Source organism: Shinella sp. 1A1 (assembly GCF_055379515.1).
Genome location: NZ_AP039671.1, coordinates 2,376,618 through 2,398,240, shown reverse-complemented (window position 1 = coordinate 2,398,240; position 21,623 = coordinate 2,376,618). Strand labels below are relative to the sequence as shown.

The window sequence follows — 21,623 nt, the reverse complement described above, 5'->3', positions numbered from 1 at the left end:
CATTAATCTCGCTGAATTTTTTTACGGTTCGGCAGGGTTTGCCGGTTACGGGTTGTCGTGACGGTCGGCGGTGCGCGGTGGAATGCCGCGCTTTCCAAAGGCCGGGTTGGAATGCCGAGTGGAGGTCCGCCAGCGTTTTCGGCGGCGTCCGCTCCAATGCCGGGGTCTCGCTATCCACGGGAGTATTGCGTATGAAGTCGCGTGAGAGCCTAGTTCGCCTGAAGGAATTTCAGGTGAAAGACAAGAGACGGCAGCTGGCACAGCTTCAGTTGATGATGTCCGAATTCGAACGGATGTCGAAGGAACTGGAAAGCCAGATCGCCATCGAAGAGAAGAAATCCGGGATCACCGATCCGGGCCACTTCGCTTATCCCACCTTTGCAAAGGCGGCGCGGCAACGCTCCGACAATCTTCAGGTCTCCATCCGGGAACTGAAGGTGCAGCAGGACGCGGCCGAACTGGCGCTGGAAGAGGCGGAGGCGGAATTCGCCAAGGCTTCGGCGCTGGAAGAGCGCGACAACGCGGTCCGGATGCGCGCCTGATTTAAGGTGCCATCCTGAAGAACCCTCGCGAGCGGCCGCAAGACCGCTCACGAGGGCTCTTCGCGTTTTTTTGGCGCGCCCGACGTGTTTGCGCGTGAAAACTGCCGCCTTGACGCTTCAGAGATTGACGACGTCGTGCCATTCCTTGTGGCGCATGGCCTGCGCCCGGAAGAACGGGCAGAGCGGCATGATCTTCCAGCCGCCCTTGCGGGCCTCTTCCACGGCATGGGCCGCCAGCGCCTGGCCGACGCCCTTGCCGCGCAAGGCGTCCGGCACGCCGGTATGGTCGATGATGATGAGCTGCGGGGAGGCGCGGGAATAGGTCATTTCCCCCTCATGCCCCTCGATGACCGCATAGTAGCGGCCCTTCGTGCCGCTGTCTTCGTGCAGGATGTCCATGACGCTCTCCTCGCTGTCGTTGCGCTGGAGGCATCCTTTCCTGTCCCGCGTGATCCCGCAAGCAGTGCGGCTGTGAACAGTGCGTGCTCTATCGAGGCATGATGCTCCGCCCCGGGGGCGGGCTTTCCGCAAAAGCATTGCGGCCGCATGAAGCGGCCGCAGGGTCTTGATCCGGAATGAAATGGTCTAGTGGCGGTACTGCTGGATGCGCGTGGTGCGCAGGCCGGCAAGGCCATGATCGTTGATGGAGGACTGCCAGGACAGGAATTCTTCGACCGTCAAAGTATAGCGTTCGCAGGCTTCTTCGAGGCTGAGAAGGCCACCGCGCACGGCGGCGACGACTTCGGCCTTCCGGCGAATCACCCAGCGCCGCGTATTGGCCGGCGGCAGATCGGCGATCGTCAGGGGGCTGCCATCGGGGCCGATGACGTATTTAACGCGGGGTCGTATCAGATCGGTCATTGGACTCTCTACATAAACTCAAGACCATATGTGAGGGACTCTAGCCTGCCACATTTAAGAATTGCCTAAGCGCATGCTAACAATTTTCTAATCTTTTGAGCGGCTTCGCCGGCACGGCAGCGAGGCGGAAAGGCCTGCCTTCCCTTACGTCCGGCGGTTTTCGCTGCCCTTTGCCTGCATGGGAGCCATGCAAATATTCCGTTTCCATTTTACTTAAATACTGCTATCAGGCCGCAAAATTCGGGGCGGCGTCGGGTCGATGCCATCGGAAGCCCCCAGGATGCATCCAAATGAATTGCCACTCCAAGCTGTTCCTTCGCGGGATACGGCTTTCGCGGCGTTTTTTCTTTTTCGCCTGTCGAGCGGGATGCGCCTGAAATTTTCCGGACCGGGAATGTACTGGAAACCCGGCGTTCACGCGCCGGTTGTTGGAAACGGAAAATGAGAGACCCAGACAACATGCTCGCGCAGCAGGGCCGGTCGCCAGAGTTCCTCTCCTCGGCCACTATCGAGGCGGTGCAGACCGAATACGAGGTGCTGCACCTCATGCGCCAGTGCGCCGGCCATTTCGGCTTCAGCCATTTCATGGTCGCACGCTTCCCGGCAAACGATCAGCAGCGGTTCGCCGAGCGCCTGCTCGTCAGCAACTGGCCGGCCGAGCTCGTGCGCAAATACGATGCGATGAGCCTCTTCCATGTCAGCCGGCTGGCGGTCGATACCGGCATGACCAAGCTGCCGGTGCAGGGCGACAGCGCGCTGATGGCGCCGGCCGACTGGGAAAACGCGCAGGCCGGCGAGGCGATCGCGCTCGCCGAGAGCCATGGCCTTTCCGCCTCGACGGCCTTCCTGCTGCATTCGACGACCGCCGATCCCTACCTGATGGTGTTTTCCGGAACGCGCGCGCCGCTCGCCCGGCCGGAGCTGGCGGAGCTGCATTTCGCCGCCCTCCAGCTTTTCGAATGCCTGGAAAAGACCTTCGTCGCCATGACGGCCGGGCGCGAAAAGCTCTCCAGCCGCGAGGTCGAGTGCCTGCGCTGGGCGGCGGCCGGCAAGAGCAGCGACGAGATCGCCATCATCCTCGGCATCTCGGTCTATACGGTGAGCAGCTATTTCAAGAGCGCGACCCGCAAGCTGCAGGCCGTCAACCGCATGCAGGCCATCGCCATCGCCCTGCGGCTCCGGCTCATCTGATCTTGGTTCGCGAGCCGGGGAGGAGGAGCTTTCCGGCCTTCTCTTGCCCTCGATGCGGCAAGTTTCTATATGTCGCCCGAAAGGCGTTCCGCGGATCGCGGGATGCCGCAACGGCCGGTTTCGGCCCCAATTCAAAGGTGCAGGACGGCAGCCTCGGCGCGGCCGGCACCGGAACGGACCTCGCGTGAACAGTCTCGATTTCGATCGCAAGCCGGAAGATACGCGCGTCGTCGTCGCCATGTCGGGCGGCGTCGACAGTTCGGTGGTGGCCGGCATCCTGAAACGCGAAGGCTACGACGTTCTCGGCATCACCCTGCAGCTCTACGATCACGGGGCGGCGGTGCACCGGGCCGGCTCGTGCTGCGCCGGTCAGGACATCGACGACGCGCGCCGCGTCTGCGAAACGCTCGGCATCCCGCATTACGTGCTCGACTATGAAAAGCGTTTCCGCGAGACGGTGATCAATCCCTTCGCCGAAAGCTATGTCGCGGGCGAAACGCCGATCCCGTGCGTCGCCTGCAACCAGACCGTAAAGTTCGCCGATCTCCTCGCCACCGCCAAGGAACTGGGCGCCGACGCGCTGGCGACCGGCCATTACATCCGCTCGCGCCCCAATCCGGCGCCGGACGCGCCGGGGCGCCGCGCGCTCTATCGCCCCGTCGATGCCGAGCGCGACCAGAGCTATTTCCTTTTCGCCACGACGCAGGAGCAGATCGATTACCTGCGCTTCCCGCTCGGCCATCTTTCCAAGGCCGAAACGCGGGCGCTGGCCGAGGAGATGGGCCTCGTCGTCGCCAAGAAGGCGGACAGCCAGGACATCTGCTTCGTGCCGCAGGGCAAGTATTCCGACATCGTCAACAAGCTGAAGCCGAATGCGGCGCTTGCCGGCGACATCGTGCATATCGACGGCCGCGTGCTCGGCCGGCACGAGGGCATCCTGCATTACACGATCGGCCAGCGCCGCGGCATCGGCATCGCCACGGGCGAGCCGCTCTATGTCGTCTATCTCGACGCCCGCTCGCGCCGCGTCATCGTCGGCCCCAAGGAGGCGTTGGAAACGCGACGCCTCTACCTGCGTGACATCAACTGGCTGGGCGACGGCGACCTCCAAGCCGTCGCGGTCGCCGGCTTCGACTGCTACGCCAAGGTGCGCTCCACGCGTCCGCCGCGCCCGGCCCGCCTCCAGGCGAACGAGGGCGGCATCTATGTCGAGCTTGCCGAAGGCGAGCCGGGCGTCGCGCCCGGCCAGGCCTGCGCACTCTATTCCGGCGAGGGCGAGGATGCCCGCATCTACGGCGGCGGCTTCATCCTGCGTTCCGAGCGCGAGGCGGATGCCGAGGACGCCCTGAAGCGCATTCTTTCCACCCCAGTCGCGGCCTGAAAAGCCGCGACCGGCAAAGCCCTTGCGGACAAAGCGAATTTTCTCAAAACCTCGCTTGACACCCGCGGGAAGCCCGCCTTATAAGCCGCGCACCGGACGGAAACGGACATCGCTCTCGATCGTCCCTTCGGGCGGCGGAGTAGCTCAGTAGGTTAGAGCAGAGGAATCATAATCCTTGTGTCGGGGGTTCGAATCCCTCCTCCGCTACCATTTTTTTCCCGCAATCGAATTGAACGCAACGCGCGGCCTCTACCGCTTCGCGTTGCGCGCGATGTGCTGTTCGAATGCCTTGCCGAAACTGGCGAGGAAATCGCGCGTTCCGTCGTTGGTGAGGTTCCCCGCATCGTCGAACAGGCTGCCGGTGCCGCCGATATAGGCTTCCGGCTGTTCCAGAACAGGCATGTTCAGGAAGCAGAGCGACTGGCGCAGGTGATGGTTGGCGCCGAAGCCGCCGATGGCGCCGATCGAGGTCGAGATGATCGCTGCCGGCTTGCCCATCAGGGCGCCCTGTCCATAGGGCCGCGAGGCGACGTCGATCGCATTCTTCAAAACGCCGGGTACCGAGCGGTTGTATTCGGCGGTGACGAAGAGGATGGCGTCGGCGGCCGCGACGCGCTCGCGCAGCGCGGTCCAGTCGGCCGGCGGCGTGGCTTCGAGATCCTGGTTGAAGTAGGAAACCGAGCCGATGTCGAGGAATTCGAATTTCAGGCCGGGGGTGAGGGAGACAAGCGCCTTGGCGACTTTGCGGCTGAACGACTCCTTGCGGAGGCTGCCGACGAGAACTGCAACGGTGGTCATGGGAAACTCCAGGCTACGTGGCGCGCCGATCCTCGCTCCTCAGGCGGGAAAACTCAATATCGAAAACGAAGCTTTTCCTCGCGTGGGCTGAGGGACGGCGAATCAGGCGCGGTCCGGCGCTGCGGTCTCGCGCCGGAAGGCGGCGGGGCTTCTGGCGGTCCACTTCCGGAAGGCGCGGTGGAAGGCGCTGGGTTCGGAAAAGCCGAGGCGGGTCGCGATCTCGCCGACCCCGAGCGTCGTCGCCTGGAGCATCTCGATGGCGAGGTCCCGGCGGATCTCGTCCCTGATGGCGGCATAGTTCTGGCCTTCCGCGGCGAGGCGGTGCCTGAGGGTGGACGGCGACATGCGCATCTGCGCGGCGAGATCGTCGAAAGCGTTCCAGGCGGTCGGCGGCATCTCGCGCAGGCGCTTGCGGACGCCGGCGGCAAGGCCGGCATCGTAGCGGTAGCGCACGAGGATATTGGCCGGGGCGTTGCGCAGGAACTGTTTCAGCGCCTGCTCGCTACGCGCGACGGGCAGTTTCAGCATGGCGGCGTCGAAGGCGAGGCGGCTCACCGGTTGGGAAAAGCGCACGGGCGCGCCGAAGAAGAGCCGGTAATCCGCGCCATGCTCCGGCTCGGCGCAGCGGAAATCGACCATCCGTAGCGGAATGCGGCGCCCGATGAGCCAGCAGGTGATGCCGTGCAGCAGAATCCAGTAGGTGCGGTAGGCGAAGGCGGAGCGCGGGCCCTGCCGGTCGGCAAGGACGATCTGGGCCAGCCCGTCGGCGATTTCGAGGCGGCCTTCCGGGTCCTCCAGCACGACATTGAGGAAGCGCAGCGCGCGCCGCAAGGCCTGGTCGAGGGTCCGGGCATGCAGGATGCAGTGGCAGAGCAAGGTGAAGCTGCCGCGCCGCATCGGCCTTGCACCCATGCCGAAGAATTCGTCGTCCATCTCCGCGGCGATGGCGAGCCAGAGGGCGCCATAGCTTTCGGCGGAGATCGGCGCCCCGGTGCGGGCCGGCAGGCCGGCGGCGGCGAGCACCTTCTCCGGCGCCTTGCCCTGCCGTTTCAGGCAGTCGATGGCCTCTTCCACGAAGAAGGGCGATATCATCCGCCGTCCGGTATCCGTCATCGTCATGTCCCGCGGGATGTGGTAAAACTGGCCGATCGTTCGAGACGCTTCGGTCATCGCATGCAATATCGTGCCGGCATAAAATAGGAAAGACGGAGGGCAGATCGCCCTGCCGGCGGATACGGCACCGGGAGGGCCGCATTCGGCCGGATCGCACGGAAATCGAATGCGCTGAGGGAGAGCAGCCATGTTGATCCGCGGAAAGACCTTTCTCGTCACCGGCGGCGGTTCGGGCCTCGGCGCGGCGGTGGCGCGCATGCTGGTGGGCGAGGGCGCGCATGTCGTGATCGCCGACGTCAATGTCGATGCCGGCCGCGGCATCGTCGGCGAGCTCGGGACCGGCGCAGCCTTCATCCAGACCGACGTGACGCAGGAAACGGATGGCCAGGCCGCCGTCGACCTCGCGCTGGAACGCTTCGGCCATCTGCACGGGCTGGTCAATTGCGCGGGTGTCGCGCCCGGCGAGAAGGTGCTCGGCCGCGACGGGCCGCACCGGCTCGACAGCTTTGCCCGCACCGTCGGCATCAACCTCATCGGCACCTTCAACATGACCCGGCTCGCAGCAGCCTCCATCGCGAAGGAAGAGCCTGAGGCGGACGGCGAGCGGGGGATTGTTATCAACACGGCCTCGGTCGCGGCCTTCGACGGCCAGATCGGGCAGGCGGCCTATGCGGCCTCCAAGGGCGGCGTTGCCGCCATGACGCTGCCGGTCGCCCGCGAGCTGGCCCGCCACGGCATCCGCGTCGTCTCCATCGCGCCGGGGATTTTCCAGACGCCGATGATGGCCGGCATGCCGCAGGAGGTGCAGGAATCGCTCGGGCGGAGCGTGCCTTTTCCACAGCGCCTCGGAAAGCCGGTGGAATTTGCCGCACTGGTGCGCCACATCTGTGAGAACGTCATGCTGAATGGCGAGGTCATCCGCCTCGACGGCGCGCTGCGCATGGCGCCGCGCTGAGGGAGTTTCGATATGGTTCTGCAGGATCCCATCGTCATCGTCGGTTCGGCCCGCACCCCGATGGGCGGCTTCCAGGGCGACCTCAGGGACGCCACCGCGCCGGAACTCGGCGCGGCCGCGATCCGCGCGGCGCTGGAGCGGAGCGGCGTCGCCCCGGATGCAGTGGAGGAGACGGTGTTCGGCTGCGTGCTGCCGGCCGGGCAGGGGCAGGCGCCCGCGCGGCAGGCCGCCATCGGTGCGGGCCTGCCTTTCGCGACCGGGGCGACGACGGTCAACAAGATGTGCGGCTCGGGCATGAAGGCCGTGATGCTGGCGCATGATCTCATCGCCGCCGGCAGCGCCTCGGTCGCCGTCGCCGGCGGCATGGAGAGCATGACCAATGCGCCTTACCTGCTCGACCGCGCCCGCGGCGGCTACCGGCTCGGCCATGGCCGCGTCATCGACCACATGTTCCTCGACGGCCTCGAGGACGCCTATGACAAGGGGCGCCTGATGGGCACCTTCGCCGAGGACTGCGCCGAGGCCTACCAGTTCACCCGCCCGGCGCAGGACGACTATGCCGTTACCTCCCTGACCCGCGCCCGCAGCGCCATCGAGACCGGCGCATTCGACGCCGAGATCGTCCCCGTCACCGTGAAGGCCGGCCGGTCCGAGACCGTCGTCAGCCGCGACGAGCAGCCCGGCAAGGCCAGGCTGGAGAAGATCCCGACACTGAAGCCGGCCTTTCGCGAGAACGGCACGGTGACGGCGGCCAATGCCTCCTCGATCTCGGACGGCGCGGCCGCGCTGGTGCTGATGCGGCGCTCCCGGGCCGAGCGCGAGGGCTTGACGCCGCTCGCCACCATCGTCGGCCATGCGACGCATGCGCAGGCGCCCAATCTCTTCGCGACCGCGCCCATCGGCGCACTGCGCAGGCTCGGCGAGCGCACCGGCTGGGGCCTCAAGGATGTCGACCTCTTCGAAATCAACGAGGCCTTCGCCGTCGTCGCCATGGCGGCGATGCGCGACCTCGACCTGCCGCATGACAAGGTCAATGTCCACGGCGGCGCCTGCGCGCTCGGCCATCCCATCGGCGCATCGGGCGCGCGCGTGCTCGTCACCCTGCTTGCTGCGCTGGAACGCTACGATCTGCGGCGCGGCATGGCGACGCTCTGCATCGGCGGCGGCGAAGCGACGGCGGTGGCCATCGAGCGGCACTGAGCGGTTTGGGGAGGAGACCGGACCATGATCCTGACGGAACAGCAGAGCCAGATCCGCGACATGGCCCGCGATTTCGCCCGCGAGCGGCTGGCGCCGGGCGCGGCTGAGCGGGATGCGGAGAGCCGCTTCCCCCGCGCGGAACTGAAGGAGATGGGCGAGCTCGGCTTCCTCGGCATGCTCGTGCCGGAGGCCTATGGCGGCTCGCAGACGGGTACGGTCGCCTATGCCGTGGCGCTGGAGGAGATCGCCAGCGGCGACGGGCCGTGCTCGACCATCATGAGCGTGCACAGCTCCGTCGGCTGCGTGCCGATCCTGAAATACGGCAGCGATGAGCAGAAGCAGCGCTTCCTGCCGAAGCTTGCCTCCGGTGAATGGATCGGCGGCTTCGCGCTCACGGAGCCGCAGGCTGGCTCCGACGCCTCCAATCTCAGGACCCGCGCCCGCCGCGACGGCGACCATTACGTCATCGACGGGGCCAAGCAGTTCATCACCTCGGGCAAAAACGGCGATGTCATCATCGTCTTCGCCGTCACCGATCCCGATGCCGGCAAGAAGGGCATTTCCGCCTTCATCGTGCCGACCGAAACGCCGGGCTACGAGGTCGTGCGGGTGGAGCAGAAGCTCGGCCTTCACTCCTCCGATACCTGCCAGATCGCCTTCAACGCCATGCGCGTTCCCGCCGGAAACCGGCTCGGCGCGGAGGGCGAGGGCTACCGGATCGCCCTTTCGAACCTCGAAGGCGGGCGCATCGGCATCGCCGCGCAGTCCGTCGGCATGGCGCGGGCGGCCTTCGAGGCGGCGCGCGACTATGCCCGCGAGCGCACGGCCTTCGGTTCGCCGATCATCGAGCACCAGGCCGTCGCCTTCCGGCTCGCCGACATGGCGACGCAGATCGAGGCGGCGCGCCAGATGGTGCTGCATGCCGCCGGGCTGAAGGAGGCGGGCCAGCCCTGCCTCACCGAAGCCTCGATGGCCAAGCTCTTCGCCTCGGAAATGGCCGAACGGGTCTGCTCCGACGCGATCCAGATCCATGGCGGCTACGGTTACATGGCGGATTATCCGGTGGAACGTATCTATCGCGACGTCCGCATCTGCCAGATCTACGAGGGAACGAGCGACGTGCAGCGCATCGTCATCGCGCGCAATCTTTGAGGCCGGGACCGTACCCGTCGCAGGGAGGCGGCGGGGCGGTCCACAAGGGAGGAATGACAGGACATGAACGAGGTTCCGCATCTGAGCCTTCACGTTCCCGAGCCGGCGGTCCGGCCCGGCGGCCAGCCGGATTTCTCCAACGTCAAGATCGCCAAGGCCGGCGCGGTGCCGCGCCCGGCGGTGGACGTCGCGCCGGAGGAGATCCGCGATCTCGCCTATTCCATCATCCGCGTGCTCAATCGCGACGGCGAGGCGGTCGGCCCCTGGGCCGGGCTGCTCTCCGACGAGGAGCTGCTGACGGGCCTGCGCAACATGATGAAGCTGCGCGCCTTCGATGCGCGCATGCTGATGGCGCAGCGGCAGGGCAAGACCTCCTTCTACATGCAGCATCTCGGCGAGGAGGCGGTGAGCTGCGCCTTCCGCAAGGCGCTCGCCAAGGGCGACATGAACTTTCCGACCTACCGGCAGGCGGGCCTTCTCATCGCCGACGACTATCCGATGGTCGAGATGATGAACCAGATCTACTCGAACGAGGCCGATCCCCTGCGCGGCCGGCAATTGCCGATCATGTATTCGTCGAAGGCGCACGGCTTCTTCACCATCTCCGGGAACCTCGCCACGCAATATGTGCAGGCCGTCGGCTGGGCCATGGCCTCCGCCATCCGCAACGACACGAAGATCGCCGCCGCCTGGATCGGCGACGGCTCGACGGCCGAATCCGATTTCCATTCCGCCCTCGTCTTCGCCTCGACCTACAAGGCACCGGTCATCCTCAACATCGTCAACAACCAGTGGGCCATCTCGACCTTCCAGGGCATCGCCCGCGGCGGTTCGGGCACGTTCGCCGCCCGCGGCCTCGGCTTCGGCATCCCGGCGCTCCGCGTCGACGGCAACGACTACCTCGCCGTCCATGCCGTCGCGAAATGGGCGGCCGAGCGGGCGCGGCGCAATCTCGGGCCGACGCTGATCGAATATGTCACCTACCGCGTCGGCGCCCATTCCACCTCGGACGATCCGAGCGCCTACCGGCCGAAGACCGAATCGGAGGCCTGGCCGCTCGGCGATCCGGTGCTGCGGCTGAAGAAGCACCTCGTCCTGCGCGGCGTCTGGTCGGAGGAGCGCCATGCGCAGGCCGAGGCCGAGATCCTCGACGAGGTGATCCAGGCGCAGAAGCAGGCCGAAAGCCACGGCACGCTGCATGCGGGCGGCAAGCCCTCGGTGCGCGACATCTTCGAGGGCGTCTATGCGGAAATGCCCGCCCATATCCGCCGCCAGCGGCAGAAGGCAGGATACTGACATGGCAAGAATGACGATGATCGAGGCGGTGCGCAGCGCCATGGACGTCTCGATGGGACGCGACGACGGGGTCGTCGTCTTCGGCGAGGACGTCGGCTATTTCGGCGGCGTCTTCCGCGCGACGCAGGGGCTGCAGGCCAAATACGGCAAGACGCGCTGCTTCGACGCGCCGATCAACGAATCCGGCATCCTCGGCACGGCCATCGGCATGGCGGCCTATGGGCTGAAACCCTGCGTCGAGATCCAGTTCGCCGACTACATGTATCCGGCCTATGACCAGATCACCCAGGAGGCGGCGCGCATCCGCTACCGCTCCAACGGCGATTTCACTTGCCCCATCGTCGTGCGCATGCCGACCGGCGGCGGCATCTTCGGCGGCCAGACGCACAGCCAGAGCCCGGAGGCGCTGTTCACCCATGTCTGCGGGCTGAAGGTGATCGTTCCCTCCAATCCCTACGATGCCAAGGGCCTGCTGATCGCGGCGATCGAGGACCCGGACCCGGTGATGTTCCTCGAGCCCAAGCGCCTCTACAACGGCCCCTTCGACGGCCATCACGAAAAGCCCGTCACGCCCTGGTCGAAGCATGAGCTCGGCGAGGTGCCGGAGGGGCACTACACGATCCCCATCGGCAAGGCGGAAATCCGCCGGCCGGGCAGCGCGGTCACCGTCGTCGCCTACGGCACGATGGTGCATGTGGCGCTCGCCGCCGCCGAGGAAACGGGGATCGACGCCGAGGTGATCGACCTGCGCAGCCTGCTGCCGCTCGACCTCGACACCATCGTGCAGTCGGTGAAGAAGACCGGCCGCTGCGTCGTCGTGCACGAGGCGACGCTGACCTCCGGCTTCGGCGGCGAGGTCGTTTCGCTGGTGCAGGAACACTGCTTCTACAGCCTCGAAGCGCCGGTGGTGCGCGTGACGGGCTGGGACACGCCCTATCCGCATGCGCAGGAATGGGACTACTTTCCCGGCCCCGCCCGCGTCGGCCGGGCGTTGCAGGAAGTGATGGAGGGCTGAGGATGGGCGAGTTCGTCATCAAGATGCCCGATGTGGGCGAGGGCGTGGCCGAGGCCGAGCTTGTGGAATGGCACGTCAAGCCGGGCGATCCGGTGCGCGAGGACATGGTGCTCGCCGCCGTCATGACCGACAAGGCGACGGTGGAGATACCCTCTCCGGTCGATGGCACGGTGCTCTGGCTCGGCGCCGAGATCGGCGACATCGTCGCCGTCAAGGCGCCGCTGCTGCGCATCGAGGTTGCGGGGGAAGGCGAAGCGCCCAACGAAGAGGCGGTCCTGCCACCCGCGACCGAACCCGTTGCGAAGGCCGAGCCGGTTACCGAAACGAAGTCGGTTGAAAAGGTAAGGGACCCGGCACCGGAAAAACCGGCCGAGCGTCCCGTCCATCGGGAGCCGGCGGAGCGGCCGCTTGCCTCGCCCGCCGTCCGGCTGCGGGCGCAGGAGGCCGGGGTCGATCTGCGGCAGGTGTCGGGCAGCGGCCCGGCCGGCCGCATCACCCATGACGATCTCGACCGGTTCATCGCGCGTGGGGGCGAGCCCGCCGCCGCGCCGGCCGGGCTTGCCCGCAAGACCGCGACGGAGGAGATCAAGGTCACGGGCCTGCGCCGCCGCATCGCCGAGAAGATGCGCCTTGCGGCCTCCCGTATTCCCCATATCACCTATGTGGAGGAGGTGGACGTCACCGACCTGGAAGACCTGCGCGCCACGATGAATGCCGGCCGCAAGCCCGACCAGCAGAAGCTCACCATCCTGCCCTTCCTGATGCGGGCGCTGGTGAGGACGCTCGCCGAGCAGCCCGGCGTCAACGCCACATTCGACGACGATGCCGGCATCGTCACGCGTTACGGCGCCGTGCATATCGGCATCGCCACGCAGACGCCTGCCGGCCTGACGGTGCCGGTCGTGCGCCATGCCGAGGCGCGGTCGATCTGGGACAGTGCGGCCGAACTCGTTCGTCTCGCCGATGCCGCCCGCAACGGCACGGCGGCGCGCGAGGAGCTTTCCGGCTCGACCATCACCATCACCTCGCTCGGCGCGCTCGGCGGCATCGTCACGACGCCGATCATCAACCACCCGGAAGTGGCGATCGTCGGCGTCAACAAGATCATGATGCGGCCCGTCTGGGACGGCAGCCAGTTCATCCCGCGCAAGATCATGAACCTGTCGTCGAGCTTCGACCACCGGATCGTCGACGGCTGGGATGCGGCGGTCTTCGTCCAGCGGCTCAAGGCGCTTCTCGAAACCCCCGCGCTGATCTTCATCGAAGGCTGATGACATGAAAGAGATCGTCTGCAAGCTCCTCGTCATCGGCGCCGGCCCCGGCGGCTACATCTGCGCCATCCGCGCCGGCCAGCTCGGCGTCGATACCGTCATCGTCGAGAAGACGAAGGCCGGCGGCACCTGCCTCAATGTCGGCTGCATCCCCTCCAAGGCGCTGATCCACGCGGCGGAGGAATTCGACAGGCTCCGCCATACGGCAGGCCTCAACGCGCTCGGCATCACCGTCGAGACGCCGCGGCTCGACCTTGCCCAGACCGTCCGCTGGAAGGACGGCATCGTCGGCCGGCTGAACAGCGGCGTGCTCGGCCTCCTGCGCAAGGCCAAGGTCAAGATTGTGCATGGCGCGGCGCGATTCCGCGACGGCAAGACGGTCGAGGTCGAGACCGAGACGGGAACCCAGCTCATCCGCGCCGAGACGGTGGTGATCGCCACCGGCTCCGAGCCCGTCGAACTGCCGGCGCTGCCCTTCGGCGGGGCGGTCCTATCGTCCACCGGGGCGCTCTCCCTGCCGGAGGTTCCGAAATCGCTTGCCGTCGTCGGCGGCGGCTATATCGGGCTGGAGCTCGGCACCGCCTTTGCCAAGCTCGGCGCGCGGGTGACGGTGGTCGAGGCGATGGCGCAGGTCCTGCCGCAATACGATGGCGAACTCGTCAAGCCCGTCGCCAAGCGTCTCGGTGAGCTTGGCGTGCGCGTGCTGACCGGCGCGAAGGCGAAGAACTATTCGGGTGAGGCGCTGGCGGTGGAGATCGCCGGCAAGGAGGAGCGGATCGCCGCGGACAAGGTGCTCGTCACCGTCGGCCGCAGGCCGCGCACGGACGGCTGGGGCCTCGAAGAACTCGACCTCGACCGCGCCGGCCGCTTCATCCGCATCGACGAGCATTGCCGCACCTCGATGCGCGGCGTCTACGCCATCGGCGACGTCACCGGCGAGCCGATGCTGGCGCATCGCGCCATGGCGCAGGGCGAGATGGTCGCGGAGATCGTCGCCGGGCGCAAGCGCGTCTGGGACAAGCGCGCCATCCCCGCCGTCTGCTTCACCGATCCCGAGATCGTCACCGCCGGCCTTTCGCCTGACGAGGCGCGCGCGCAGGGCTACGAGGTCCGCGTCGGCCTCTTCCCCTTCAACGCCAACGGCCGCGCCATGACGACCCAGTCGGAGGACGGCTTCGTGCGCGCCGTGGCGCGGGCGGACACCAACCTCGTGCTCGGCCTTCAGGCAGTCGGCGCTGGCGTCTCGGAACTCTCCAGCGCTTTTTCGCTGGCGCTCGAAATGGGCGCGCGGCTGGAGGACATCGCCGGCACGATCCATGCCCATCCGACCCGCAGCGAAGGCTTGCAGGAAGCCGCATTGAAAGCCCTTGGCCATGCCCTTCACATCTGAGACCCTGATCGACCGAACAGGCTCGCTCGGCCGCATCCGGCTCAACCGGCCGAAGGCGCTCAACAGCCTGACGCTTGCGATGGTGCGCGACATCGAGGCAGCACTGGATGCCTTCGAGGCCGATCCCGCGGTCGCCGCCGTGCTTCTCACCGGCGAGGGCGAGCGGGGGCTGTGCGCGGGCGGCGATATCCGCATGATCTATGACGGCGGAAGGGCCGGCTCGCCGGAGCCCGTCGATTTCTGGCGCGAGGAATATCGCATGAATGCGCGCCTCGCCCGGCTGGCAAGGCCCTATGTCACTTTCATGGACGGCATCGTCATGGGCGGCGGGGTCGGGGTTTCGGTCTATGGCAGCCATCGCATCGTCACGGAGCGGACGCGGTTCGCCATGCCGGAGACCGGCATCGGCTTCTTCCCCGATGTCGGCGCCTCGTGGTTCCTGACGCGGAGGAACGACGAGCTCGGCACCTATGCCGCGCTCACCGGCGAGCAGCTTGCGGCGGGCGACGTGATCGCCTTCGGCCTTGCCGACAGCCATATACCTTCGGAGCGCCTTACGGCACTGGCCGAAAAGCTGTCCGGCTTGCCGGCCACCGCTTCCCATGCCGATGTCTCGGCCGCCATTGCCGCCTTCGCGGAAACACCGACGCCGGGAGAGATCGCCGGGCAGCGGGTGCTGATCGACCGGCTCTTCGCCTTCGACACCGTGGAGGCGATTTTCGCGGCGCTGGAGCGGGACGGATCGGACTTCGCCGCAAGGGCGCTCGGCATCCTGCGGACGAAATCGCCGCTCAGCCTGAAGGTGACGCTGCGCCTGCTGCGGCTCGGGCGGAAGGAAGCCGCGCTCGAAGCCTGCCTGGAGCGGGAATTCGTAGCGACGGCGGCGGTGCTGCGCAGCCACGATTTCTACGAGGGCGTCAGGGCCGCGGTGGTCGACAAGGACCGCAATCCGCGCTGGCGCCCGGCGCAACTGGCCGACGTCACCGAAGAGGACATCGCCGCCTTCTTCGAGCCGGGGGCAAAGCCGCTCTTTGCCGGCGCAACGGGAAAAGGAGAACGCCCATGAACTCCATCGCATTCATCGGCCTCGGCCATATGGGCGGCCCGATGGCCGCAAATCTCGTGAAGGCCGGCCATGTCGTGCGCGGCTTCGACCTTTCCGCCGCCTCGCTCGACCTGGCGCGGGAAAACGGCGTGGCGACCGTCGCCTCCATCGGCGAGGCGGTTTCCCGCGCGGACCTCGTCATCACCATGCTGCCGGCCGGAACGCATGTGCTTTCGGTGTGGCAGGACCTCGTCGCCATCGTGCCCACCGGAACGCTGCTCATCGATTGCTCCACCATCGACATGGCGAGCGCCCGCAAGGCCCATGCGCTGGCCGAGGCGCATGGCTGTCCGGCGCTCGATGCGCCCGTCTCGGGCGGCACCGGGGGCGCTTCGGCCGGCACGCTCACTTTCATGGTGGGGGGCGACGCGGGGGTCTTTGCCGGGGCAAAGCCGGTCTTCGAGGCGATGGGCAGGAAGATCATCCATTGCGGCGGCGCCTCCGCCGGCCAGGCGGCGAAGATCTGCAACAACATGATCCTCGGCATCAGCATGATCGCCGTGGGCGAGGCCTTCGTGCTCGGCGAGCGGCTCGGTCTCTCGCATCAGGCGCTGTTCGACGTTGCCTCGGTCTCCTCGGGGCAATGCTGGTCGCTGACCACCTATTGCCCGGTGCCGGGGCCCGTCCCGACCTCGCCCGCTAACCACGATTACGAGCCGGGCTTCGCCGCGGCGCTGATGCTGAAGGACCTGAAGCTGTCGCAGGCGGCGGCGGAGGATACCGGTACCGTGACCCCGCTCGGCGCCGGGGCGGCGGCGCTCTACCAGCGATTCGCCGACGAAGGGGCGGGCGCGAAGGATTTTTCCGCCATCATCGCCATGCTGCGGGAGGGGCCTGCCGCCGGCTAGCGGCGCGACATGATGAACTTGTTAATTATGTTTCGCTCCTCCGGTCATGGCGGGGAAGGAGGATCGGGGCGGCCGGGGGCGTTTTCCGGTCGAAGGTCCTCTGTCGTCGGCTGCGCTGCAAGCACTGTGGAACCGGCGATCCGCCTGTTTCGAAGTGCTAAAACAGGCGCGCGAACGAGATGCTGCACGTGTTAAGTAGTGCAGATTTGTCAAGTTTAAATTTTTCTCTTCAAGTAATTGACGCCGCTCACGGAGCGCTATGTATATGGGCTTGTAAATAACGAATGCCAGTTTTTTCGTTTTTACATGCTAATGTATCCATGTCTCACAGGTGAGAAAAATGCGTGTTTTTACCGCCTTGTTCCCCATGTCTCTCGCCCTCGCTGTCGCATCCGGCGCCTTCGCGCAGGATGCCGAACTGGGCCAGAAGGTCTTCAACAAATGCAAGGCGTGCCACGTCGCCGATCAGGAAACCAACAGGGTCGGTCCGTCCCTGAAAGGGGTGATCGGGCGCACGGCAGGCACCTATGCCGGCTACAGCTATTCCCCGGCCATGAAGGAGGCGGGGGAAGGCGGTCTCGTGTGGAACGACGAGAGCCTGACCAATTACCTGCGCAAGCCGAAGGATGTCGTCCCGAAGACCAAAATGGCCTTCGCGGGGCTCAAGACCGACGAGGACATCGCCAATGTCATCGCCTATCTGAAGCAGTTTTCCCAGAACCAGTGATGCATCGGCAGTCCAACGAAATCGAATGAGGTGGGAAATGATGACTGAACAACCCTATATCGGCATGAGCCGGCGCCGGCTGCTGCAGATGATCGGCCTGACGGCCGGCACCGCGGCCATGTACCAGGCGATGACGACGCTCGGCCTTGCCGCCGAGTCCGGCTACAAGGGGCCGGTGAAACTCGACGGCGATCCCAAGGGCGCCTCGGTCCTGATCCTCGGCGCCGGCCTTGCCGGCATGCTGGCCGCGATGGAAATGCGCCAGGCCGGCTACAAGGTGAAGGTTCTCGAATACAACAACCGCGCGGGCGGCCGCAACTGGACGATCCGCGGCGGTGACACCGTGACGGAACTCGGCGGCTTCACGCAGAAATGCGAGTTCGACGAAGGCCTCTACATCAATCCGGGTCCCTGGCGAATTCCCTATCATCACAATGGCTTGCTCGCCTATTGCCGCCGGCTCGGCGTACAGCTCGAGCCATTCCAGCAGATCAATCACAATGCGCTCCTGCATTCCACCAAGGGATTTGGCGGCAAGCCGCAGCGCGTGCGCGACGTGAAGATCGACTTCCAGGGCCATGTCTCCGAACTGCTCGCCAAGGTCACGCAGAAGGGCAAGCTCGAAGAGGGCGTCGGCAAGGAAGACCAGGAGATCCTGCTCGAGGCGCTTCGTTCCTGGGGTGCGCTCGACAAGGACTACAAATATGCCAAGGGCGCGGTCTCGGGCGAGTTCCGCGGCTACGAGAAGGACCCGGGCGGCGGCCTTGGTGCCGAGCCGGTCCCCGGCGAGCCGCTGGCCTTCAAGGAACTGCTCTCCTCCGGCCTCTGGGGCGCGCTTGCCAACTTCGCGCTCTACGAGTTCCAGACCACCATGTTCCAGCCGGTCGGCGGCATGGGCCGGATCGGCGACGCCTTCGCCAAGGAGGTCAAGGACCTCATCACCTTCAACGCGAAGGTGGTGAAGATCGAGCAGGGCGACAAGGGCGTGACCGTCACCTATGAGGACACGAGCAAGCCCGGCGAGACCCATACGGAAAGCGCCGACTGGTGCGTCTGCACGATCCCGCTCACCATCCTCAGCCAGATCGACATCCAGGTCTCGGACAAGATGAAGGCGGCCATCGGCGCGGTGCCCTATGCATCGTCGGTCAAGGTCGGCCTGCAGATGAAGCGCCGCTTCTGGGAAGAAGACGATCTCATCTTCGGCGGCGTTACTTATACGGATCTGCCGATCACCAATATTTCCTACCCCAGCACCGACTTCAACAAGGGCGGGAAGGGCGTGTTGCTCGGCTGCTATACCTGGAACGGTCCGGCGTCCTACGAGTTCTCGGCGCTGGAGCCGCAGGACCGCGTCAAGAAAGCTGTCGAGCAGGGCATGATCATCCATCCCCAATACAAGGACGAGTTCGAAAACGGCGTGTCCTGGGCATGGCACCGCTCTCCGTTCACCCTCGGCTGCGCCGGCGACTGGACGGACGAAGCCCGCAAGGAGCACTACGACAATCTCTGCGAGATCGATGGCCGCATCGTTCTTGCCGGGGAGCACGCGTCGTACATTCCGGCGTGGCAGGAAGGTGCGATCCTCTCCTCGATCAACGCCATCGAGCGCCTGCACAAGCGGGTGATGCAGGGTTGAGCGTCCGGTTAGTTGAATCCCAAGAATTCAGTGAGGCATTCTGCCATGTCGAAAGATAGAAAATACGCCTGGGGGCTTGCGACGCTCTTCTCCGTGTCGCTGGCCGCCCTTTCCACGGGAACCGCGCTGGCGGATTCGGCCGGTGCGACGCTCAGTCAGGGCGACACCTTCTCCGAAAAGACCGGCGAGGCGATCTACTCCAATGTCTGCCAGGCCTGTCACATGCCTGAGGGCGCGGGGGCTGTCGGGGCGGGGAAATATCCGCCGCTCGCCAAGAACGAGAACCTCGAATCGGCGGGCTACCCGATCTATGTCATCCTGCACGGCCAGAAGGGCATGCCGCCCGTCGGGCAGATGATGACGGACGAGCAGGTCGCCGCCGTGGTGAACTATGTCCGGACCCATTTCGGCAACGACTACAAGGATGCAGCGACGGCCGAGGACGTGAAGGACGCGCGCTGAGACAATGGCGGCGGCCGCAGGGCCGCCGCCTTCGACATCACGGTCCCGGTGGGTTTTTCGCCGGGGCCAATCAGGATTTGAGCGCCTGCGGGACGGCTTCGTTCGCGGCGCTTTGCATGACGGAGCTTTGACAATGAAATTCATGACGGGTGCGATCGTTCTTTCGACATTGATGGCAACGGCCGGCGGTGCCTTCGCGGCGGAGGTGACGCGGCACAAGATCCCGAACTCGGATTTCCCCATTGCGCAGGCGGTCGAGATTCCGGCCGGCATGACGACGGTCTATGTCAGCGGCGCGCTGGCCTCGGTCGCCGACGAGAAGGCGCCGAAGGGCTCGATCGAAGCCTATGGCGATACCAAGACGCAGACCGTCTCGGCGCTCCAGTCGATCGAGAAGACGCTTGCCGGCATGGATCTGAAGATGAGCGACGTGGTGAAGATGCAGGTCTTCCTCGTCGGCGATCCTTCCAAGGAGAGCAAGATGGACTTCAAGGGCTTCATGGAAGGATATACCCAGTTCTTCGGGACCAAGGAGCAGCCCAACCTGCCGGCGCGCTCGGTGTTCCAGGTGGCCGGTCTTGCCGGTCCCGGCTTCCTCGTTGAGATCGAAGTGATCGCCGCCCGCCCCTGAGCGGTTCGGCCCCTCACCGGTCCGGAATATGTCATGCCTCCGTCGAGATCCTCGGCGGAGGCATTATCGTTGGGGACAGGGAGAGGCGGAGAGGGCGCGCCGCAGGGCGTCTTCAAGCTGGCGCTCGCTGAACGGCTTCGACAGGCGCAGCAGGTCCGCGCGCGCTTCCGGCGGCAGCTCGGAATAGCCGGTCGCTAGGATGACCGGGATGTGCGGCCAGCGCTCGCGCACGATTTCGCTCAGTTGCGAGCCCGTCATCTGAGGCATGGCCTGATCGGTGACGAGGAGATCGATAGGCCGCTCGGCGAGCACGGCCAGCGCTTTTGCGCCGGATGTGGCCTCGATGACGGTATGGCCCATGTCCTCCAGCATCATGACGGTGTTCATCAGGACGAGCGGATCGTCGTCGACCGCAAGCACGGTCAGGGTGGCCGCGGCGGGCGGGGTCTCGGCTGCCGTTCGGGCCTCGTCGGGTACGGTCTTCCGGAAGGGCTCCTCCATGATGGGAAGCCACAGCTCGGCCGTTGTGCCGGCGCCTTCCTGCGAGCGGAGCACGAGCTTGCCGTTCGTCTGCGCCATCAGGCCCTGCACCATGGAAAGGCCGAGCCCCGTTCCCTTGCCGACGCCCTTGGTGGTGAAGAAGGGCGCCGTCGCTTCCTTGAGCGTGGCCGGATCCATGCCATGACCGGCATCGATCACGGAAAGACAGATATAGGCCGCACCCTGCAGGTCCGCATGTGTCGCCTGCGGATCGCGCTCGAGGCGCGCGCCGATGAAGAGCGACCCGCCCTCCGGCATCGCGTCCCGGCCATTGATCGCAAGGTTGAGCAGCGCGTTGATCAACTGGTTCGGGTCGGTGCGGACGGGCGGCAGGTCCGGCGGAAAATCGGTCGTGACGACGATCGTCGGGCCGATGGCGCGCTGGAGCATGTCGGCGGTGTCGCGTACCAGGTTCGGCAGGTCGACCGGCTCGAAGTCGAGGTCCTGCCGCCGCGAGAAGGCGAGCAGCCGCTGTGTCAGCGAGGCGCCGCGCTGGGTGGCCAGCAGGGCGTTGTCGATGAGCGACTGGGCCTCCGGCGCCAGCGTGGTGCGTTTTTTCAGAAGATCGAGGCTGCCCTGGATCGCCATCAGCAGGTTGTTGAAGTCGTGCGCGACGCCGCCCGTGAGCTGGCCGAGCGCTTCCATCTTCTGCGCCTGGAAGAGTTCTTCGCGCGCCAGTTCGAGCGCCCTCTGCGCATCGCGCTTTTCCGTGATGTCGCGGGTGATCTTGGCAAAGCCGATCAGCTGTCCCCGGTCGTCCCGGATGGCGTCGATGATGGCATTGGCCCAGAACCGCGTGCCGTCCCGGCGCAGCCGCCAGCCTTCCGATTCGTAGCGCCCGTCACGCCTTGCGGCTTCCAGCGCCTGCTGCGGGACGCCGGCATTCCTGTCGTCCTCGGGGAAGAAGCGGGAGAAATGCTGGCCGATGATCTCATTCGGCCGGTAGCCCTTGATGCGCTCCGCGCCGGCGTTCCAGCTGGAGACGCGGCCTTCCGCATCCATCATGTAGATGGCGTAGTCCGTCACGCCCTGCACGAGAAGGCGGAACTGCTGCTCGGCCTTGCGCAACTGTTCCTCGGCCTGCCGGCGTTCGGTAAGATCCCGCGTGATCTTGGCGAAGCCGATGAGGGCGCCGTTCCTGTCGTGGATGGGATCGATGATGACATGGGCCCAGAATTCGGAGCCGTCCTTGCGGACATGCCAGCCTTCGTCCTCGAAACGGCCCTCGTCCATGGCATGTCGCAGCGCGCGTGCCGGAAGCCCGCGTTCGCGGTCGGCGGGGCGATAGAAGCGGGAAAAATGCGTGCCCAGGACCTCTTCTGCCGCATAACCCTTGAAGCGGCTCGCGCCGGCGTTCCAGCTGGCGATCCTGCCTTCCCGGTCGAGCATGTAAATGGCGTAGTCGGTAATCGCGTCGATCAGGAGCCGGTAGCGGTCCTCCACGTCGAGCATGGGTATTTCGGCTTTCAACATTTCGTCCCCCGCGGCTGGCCCACAAAAACGCGG

General features: G+C 66.0%; 21 protein-coding genes and 1 tRNA gene. 17 read left to right on the top strand and 5 right to left on the bottom strand.

Annotated elements, in window-relative coordinates; translation table 11 throughout:
- Positions 1-191 precede the first annotated feature (191 nt).
- Positions 192-542: a flagellar export protein FliJ gene (locus tag ACZ48C_RS11840; RefSeq protein WP_119256749.1), complete on the top strand. Its 351-nt coding sequence runs from the start codon at positions 192-194 to the stop codon at positions 540-542.
- A gap of 117 nt (positions 543-659) precedes the next feature.
- Here the strand turns inward: ACZ48C_RS11840 and ACZ48C_RS11835 are convergent, their stop codons facing one another.
- Together ACZ48C_RS11835 and sciP are read right to left on the bottom strand one after the other, a co-directional pair.
- Entirely contained in the window at positions 660-941 is a 282-nt protein-coding gene (locus ACZ48C_RS11835; protein WP_318909815.1) for a GNAT family N-acetyltransferase, read from the bottom strand.
- Positions 942-1,127: 186 nt separating this feature from the next.
- On the bottom strand, positions 1,128-1,403 hold the full coding sequence (gene sciP, locus ACZ48C_RS11830; protein WP_023515011.1) for a CtrA inhibitor SciP: 276 nt from the start codon (positions 1,401-1,403) through the stop codon (positions 1,128-1,130).
- Between the two features lie 441 nt (positions 1,404-1,844).
- On the opposite strand from sciP, the gene ACZ48C_RS11825 reads away from it, so the two are divergent.
- The 3 genes from ACZ48C_RS11825 (at position 1,845) to ACZ48C_RS11815 (ending at position 4,185) form a co-directional block, all read left to right on the top strand.
- On the top strand, positions 1,845-2,594 hold the full coding sequence (locus ACZ48C_RS11825; protein ID WP_464781227.1) for a helix-turn-helix transcriptional regulator: 750 nt from the start codon (positions 1,845-1,847) through the stop codon (positions 2,592-2,594).
- A gap of 184 nt (positions 2,595-2,778) precedes the next feature.
- Positions 2,779-3,975 carry a tRNA 2-thiouridine(34) synthase MnmA gene (gene mnmA, locus ACZ48C_RS11820; RefSeq protein ID WP_464781226.1) on the top strand — a complete coding sequence of 399 codons (1,197 nt, stop codon included), beginning with the start codon at positions 2,779-2,781 and terminating at the stop codon, positions 3,973-3,975.
- Positions 3,976-4,108: 133 nt separating this feature from the next.
- Positions 4,109-4,185 (top strand) — tRNA-Met (locus ACZ48C_RS11815).
- Positions 4,186-4,224: 39 nt separating this feature from the next.
- On the opposite strand, the gene ACZ48C_RS11810 is transcribed toward ACZ48C_RS11815, so the two are convergent.
- Entirely contained in the window at positions 4,225-4,773 is a 549-nt protein-coding gene (locus ACZ48C_RS11810) for an NADPH-dependent FMN reductase (RefSeq protein WP_464781225.1), read from the bottom strand.
- A 102-nt stretch (positions 4,774-4,875) separates the two neighbouring features.
- On the bottom strand, positions 4,876-5,886 hold the full coding sequence (locus ACZ48C_RS11805) for an AraC family transcriptional regulator (RefSeq protein WP_464781224.1): 1,011 nt from the start codon (positions 5,884-5,886) through the stop codon (positions 4,876-4,878).
- A 187-nt stretch (positions 5,887-6,073) separates the two neighbouring features.
- Between ACZ48C_RS11805 and ACZ48C_RS11800 the strand changes: the two genes are divergently transcribed.
- The 13 genes from ACZ48C_RS11800 to ACZ48C_RS11740 all read left to right on the top strand — a co-directional run bounded on the left by ACZ48C_RS11800 (position 6,074) and on the right by ACZ48C_RS11740 (position 19,577).
- A complete protein-coding gene (locus ACZ48C_RS11800) occupies positions 6,074-6,841 on the top strand; it encodes a 3-hydroxyacyl-CoA dehydrogenase (protein ID WP_464781223.1) in 768 nt (255 codons plus the stop codon).
- Positions 6,842-6,853: 12 nt separating this feature from the next.
- Positions 6,854-8,041, top strand: coding sequence for an acetyl-CoA C-acyltransferase (locus ACZ48C_RS11795; RefSeq protein ID WP_464781222.1), 1,188 nt, complete (start codon positions 6,854-6,856; stop codon positions 8,039-8,041).
- Between the two features lie 24 nt (positions 8,042-8,065).
- Positions 8,066-9,193, top strand: coding sequence for an acyl-CoA dehydrogenase family protein (locus ACZ48C_RS11790; protein WP_464781221.1), 1,128 nt, complete (start codon positions 8,066-8,068; stop codon positions 9,191-9,193).
- 63 nt (positions 9,194-9,256) lie between these two features.
- Positions 9,257-10,489: a thiamine pyrophosphate-dependent enzyme gene (locus tag ACZ48C_RS11785; RefSeq protein WP_464781220.1), complete on the top strand. Its 1,233-nt coding sequence runs from the start codon at positions 9,257-9,259 to the stop codon at positions 10,487-10,489.
- Between the two features lies 1 nt (position 10,490).
- Positions 10,491-11,504, top strand: a complete 1,014-nt coding sequence (locus tag ACZ48C_RS11780; RefSeq protein WP_313193680.1) for an alpha-ketoacid dehydrogenase subunit beta — start codon at positions 10,491-10,493, stop codon at positions 11,502-11,504.
- 2 nt (positions 11,505-11,506) lie between these two features.
- Positions 11,507-12,775 (top strand): dihydrolipoamide acetyltransferase family protein, encoded by a 1,269-nt coding sequence (locus ACZ48C_RS11775; RefSeq protein WP_464781219.1) that lies wholly within the window; start codon positions 11,507-11,509, stop codon positions 12,773-12,775.
- 4 nt (positions 12,776-12,779) lie between these two features.
- Positions 12,780-14,165 (top strand): dihydrolipoyl dehydrogenase, encoded by a 1,386-nt coding sequence (gene lpdA / locus ACZ48C_RS11770; protein ID WP_464781218.1) that lies wholly within the window; start codon positions 12,780-12,782, stop codon positions 14,163-14,165.
- On the top strand, positions 14,149-15,231 hold the full coding sequence (locus tag ACZ48C_RS11765; RefSeq protein ID WP_464781217.1) for an enoyl-CoA hydratase/isomerase family protein: 1,083 nt from the start codon (positions 14,149-14,151) through the stop codon (positions 15,229-15,231). The genes lpdA and ACZ48C_RS11765 overlap by 17 nt, the downstream gene beginning before the upstream one ends.
- Positions 15,228-16,118: a 3-hydroxyisobutyrate dehydrogenase gene (gene mmsB, locus ACZ48C_RS11760; protein WP_464781216.1), complete on the top strand. Its 891-nt coding sequence runs from the start codon at positions 15,228-15,230 to the stop codon at positions 16,116-16,118. Before ACZ48C_RS11765 ends, mmsB begins: the two co-directional genes overlap by 4 nt.
- 340 nt (positions 16,119-16,458) lie before the next feature.
- Positions 16,459-16,845 carry a c-type cytochrome gene (locus tag ACZ48C_RS11755; protein WP_119256763.1) on the top strand — a complete coding sequence of 129 codons (387 nt, stop codon included), beginning with the start codon at positions 16,459-16,461 and terminating at the stop codon, positions 16,843-16,845.
- Between the two features lie 37 nt (positions 16,846-16,882).
- Positions 16,883-18,484: a flavin monoamine oxidase family protein gene (locus ACZ48C_RS11750; RefSeq protein WP_464781215.1), complete on the top strand. Its 1,602-nt coding sequence runs from the start codon at positions 16,883-16,885 to the stop codon at positions 18,482-18,484.
- A gap of 45 nt (positions 18,485-18,529) precedes the next feature.
- Complete coding sequence (locus ACZ48C_RS11745) at positions 18,530-18,946, top strand: c-type cytochrome (protein ID WP_454632050.1); 417 nt, start codon at positions 18,530-18,532, stop codon at positions 18,944-18,946.
- 133 nt (positions 18,947-19,079) lie between these two features.
- Positions 19,080-19,577 carry a RidA family protein gene (locus ACZ48C_RS11740; protein WP_205536200.1) on the top strand — a complete coding sequence of 166 codons (498 nt, stop codon included), beginning with the start codon at positions 19,080-19,082 and terminating at the stop codon, positions 19,575-19,577.
- A gap of 63 nt (positions 19,578-19,640) precedes the next feature.
- On the opposite strand, the gene ACZ48C_RS11735 is transcribed toward ACZ48C_RS11740, so the two are convergent.
- Positions 19,641-21,590, bottom strand: coding sequence for a hybrid sensor histidine kinase/response regulator (locus ACZ48C_RS11735; RefSeq protein ID WP_464781214.1), 1,950 nt, complete (start codon positions 21,588-21,590; stop codon positions 19,641-19,643).
- Positions 21,591-21,623 lie beyond the last annotated feature (33 nt).

Coding starts and splice junctions, on each gene's coding strand:
- ACZ48C_RS11840 (WP_119256749.1), top strand. CDS start 192: ATGAAGTCGCGTGAGAGCCTAGTTCGCCTGAAGGAATTTCAGGTGAAA.
- ACZ48C_RS11835 (WP_318909815.1), bottom strand. CDS start 941: ATGGACATCCTGCACGAAGACAGCGGCACGAAGGGCCGCTACTATGCG.
- sciP (WP_023515011.1), bottom strand. CDS start 1,403: ATGACCGATCTGATACGACCCCGCGTTAAATACGTCATCGGCCCCGAT.
- ACZ48C_RS11825 (WP_464781227.1), top strand. CDS start 1,845: ATGAGAGACCCAGACAACATGCTCGCGCAGCAGGGCCGGTCGCCAGAG.
- ACZ48C_RS11810 (WP_464781225.1), bottom strand. CDS start 4,773: ATGACCACCGTTGCAGTTCTCGTCGGCAGCCTCCGCAAGGAGTCGTTC.
- ACZ48C_RS11805 (WP_464781224.1), bottom strand. CDS start 5,886: ATGACGGATACCGGACGGCGGATGATATCGCCCTTCTTCGTGGAAGAG.
- ACZ48C_RS11800 (WP_464781223.1), top strand. CDS start 6,074: ATGTTGATCCGCGGAAAGACCTTTCTCGTCACCGGCGGCGGTTCGGGC.
- ACZ48C_RS11795 (WP_464781222.1), top strand. CDS start 6,854: ATGGTTCTGCAGGATCCCATCGTCATCGTCGGTTCGGCCCGCACCCCG.
- ACZ48C_RS11790 (WP_464781221.1), top strand. CDS start 8,066: ATGATCCTGACGGAACAGCAGAGCCAGATCCGCGACATGGCCCGCGAT.
- ACZ48C_RS11785 (WP_464781220.1), top strand. CDS start 9,257: ATGAACGAGGTTCCGCATCTGAGCCTTCACGTTCCCGAGCCGGCGGTC.
- ACZ48C_RS11780 (WP_313193680.1), top strand. CDS start 10,491: ATGGCAAGAATGACGATGATCGAGGCGGTGCGCAGCGCCATGGACGTC.
- ACZ48C_RS11775 (WP_464781219.1), top strand. CDS start 11,507: ATGGGCGAGTTCGTCATCAAGATGCCCGATGTGGGCGAGGGCGTGGCC.
- lpdA (WP_464781218.1), top strand. CDS start 12,780: ATGAAAGAGATCGTCTGCAAGCTCCTCGTCATCGGCGCCGGCCCCGGC.
- ACZ48C_RS11765 (WP_464781217.1), top strand. CDS start 14,149: ATGCCCTTCACATCTGAGACCCTGATCGACCGAACAGGCTCGCTCGGC.
- mmsB (WP_464781216.1), top strand. CDS start 15,228: ATGAACTCCATCGCATTCATCGGCCTCGGCCATATGGGCGGCCCGATG.
- ACZ48C_RS11755 (WP_119256763.1), top strand. CDS start 16,459: ATGCGTGTTTTTACCGCCTTGTTCCCCATGTCTCTCGCCCTCGCTGTC.
- ACZ48C_RS11750 (WP_464781215.1), top strand. CDS start 16,883: ATGATGACTGAACAACCCTATATCGGCATGAGCCGGCGCCGGCTGCTG.
- ACZ48C_RS11745 (WP_454632050.1), top strand. CDS start 18,530: ATGTCGAAAGATAGAAAATACGCCTGGGGGCTTGCGACGCTCTTCTCC.
- ACZ48C_RS11740 (WP_205536200.1), top strand. CDS start 19,080: ATGAAATTCATGACGGGTGCGATCGTTCTTTCGACATTGATGGCAACG.
- ACZ48C_RS11735 (WP_464781214.1), bottom strand. CDS start 21,590: ATGTTGAAAGCCGAAATACCCATGCTCGACGTGGAGGACCGCTACCGG.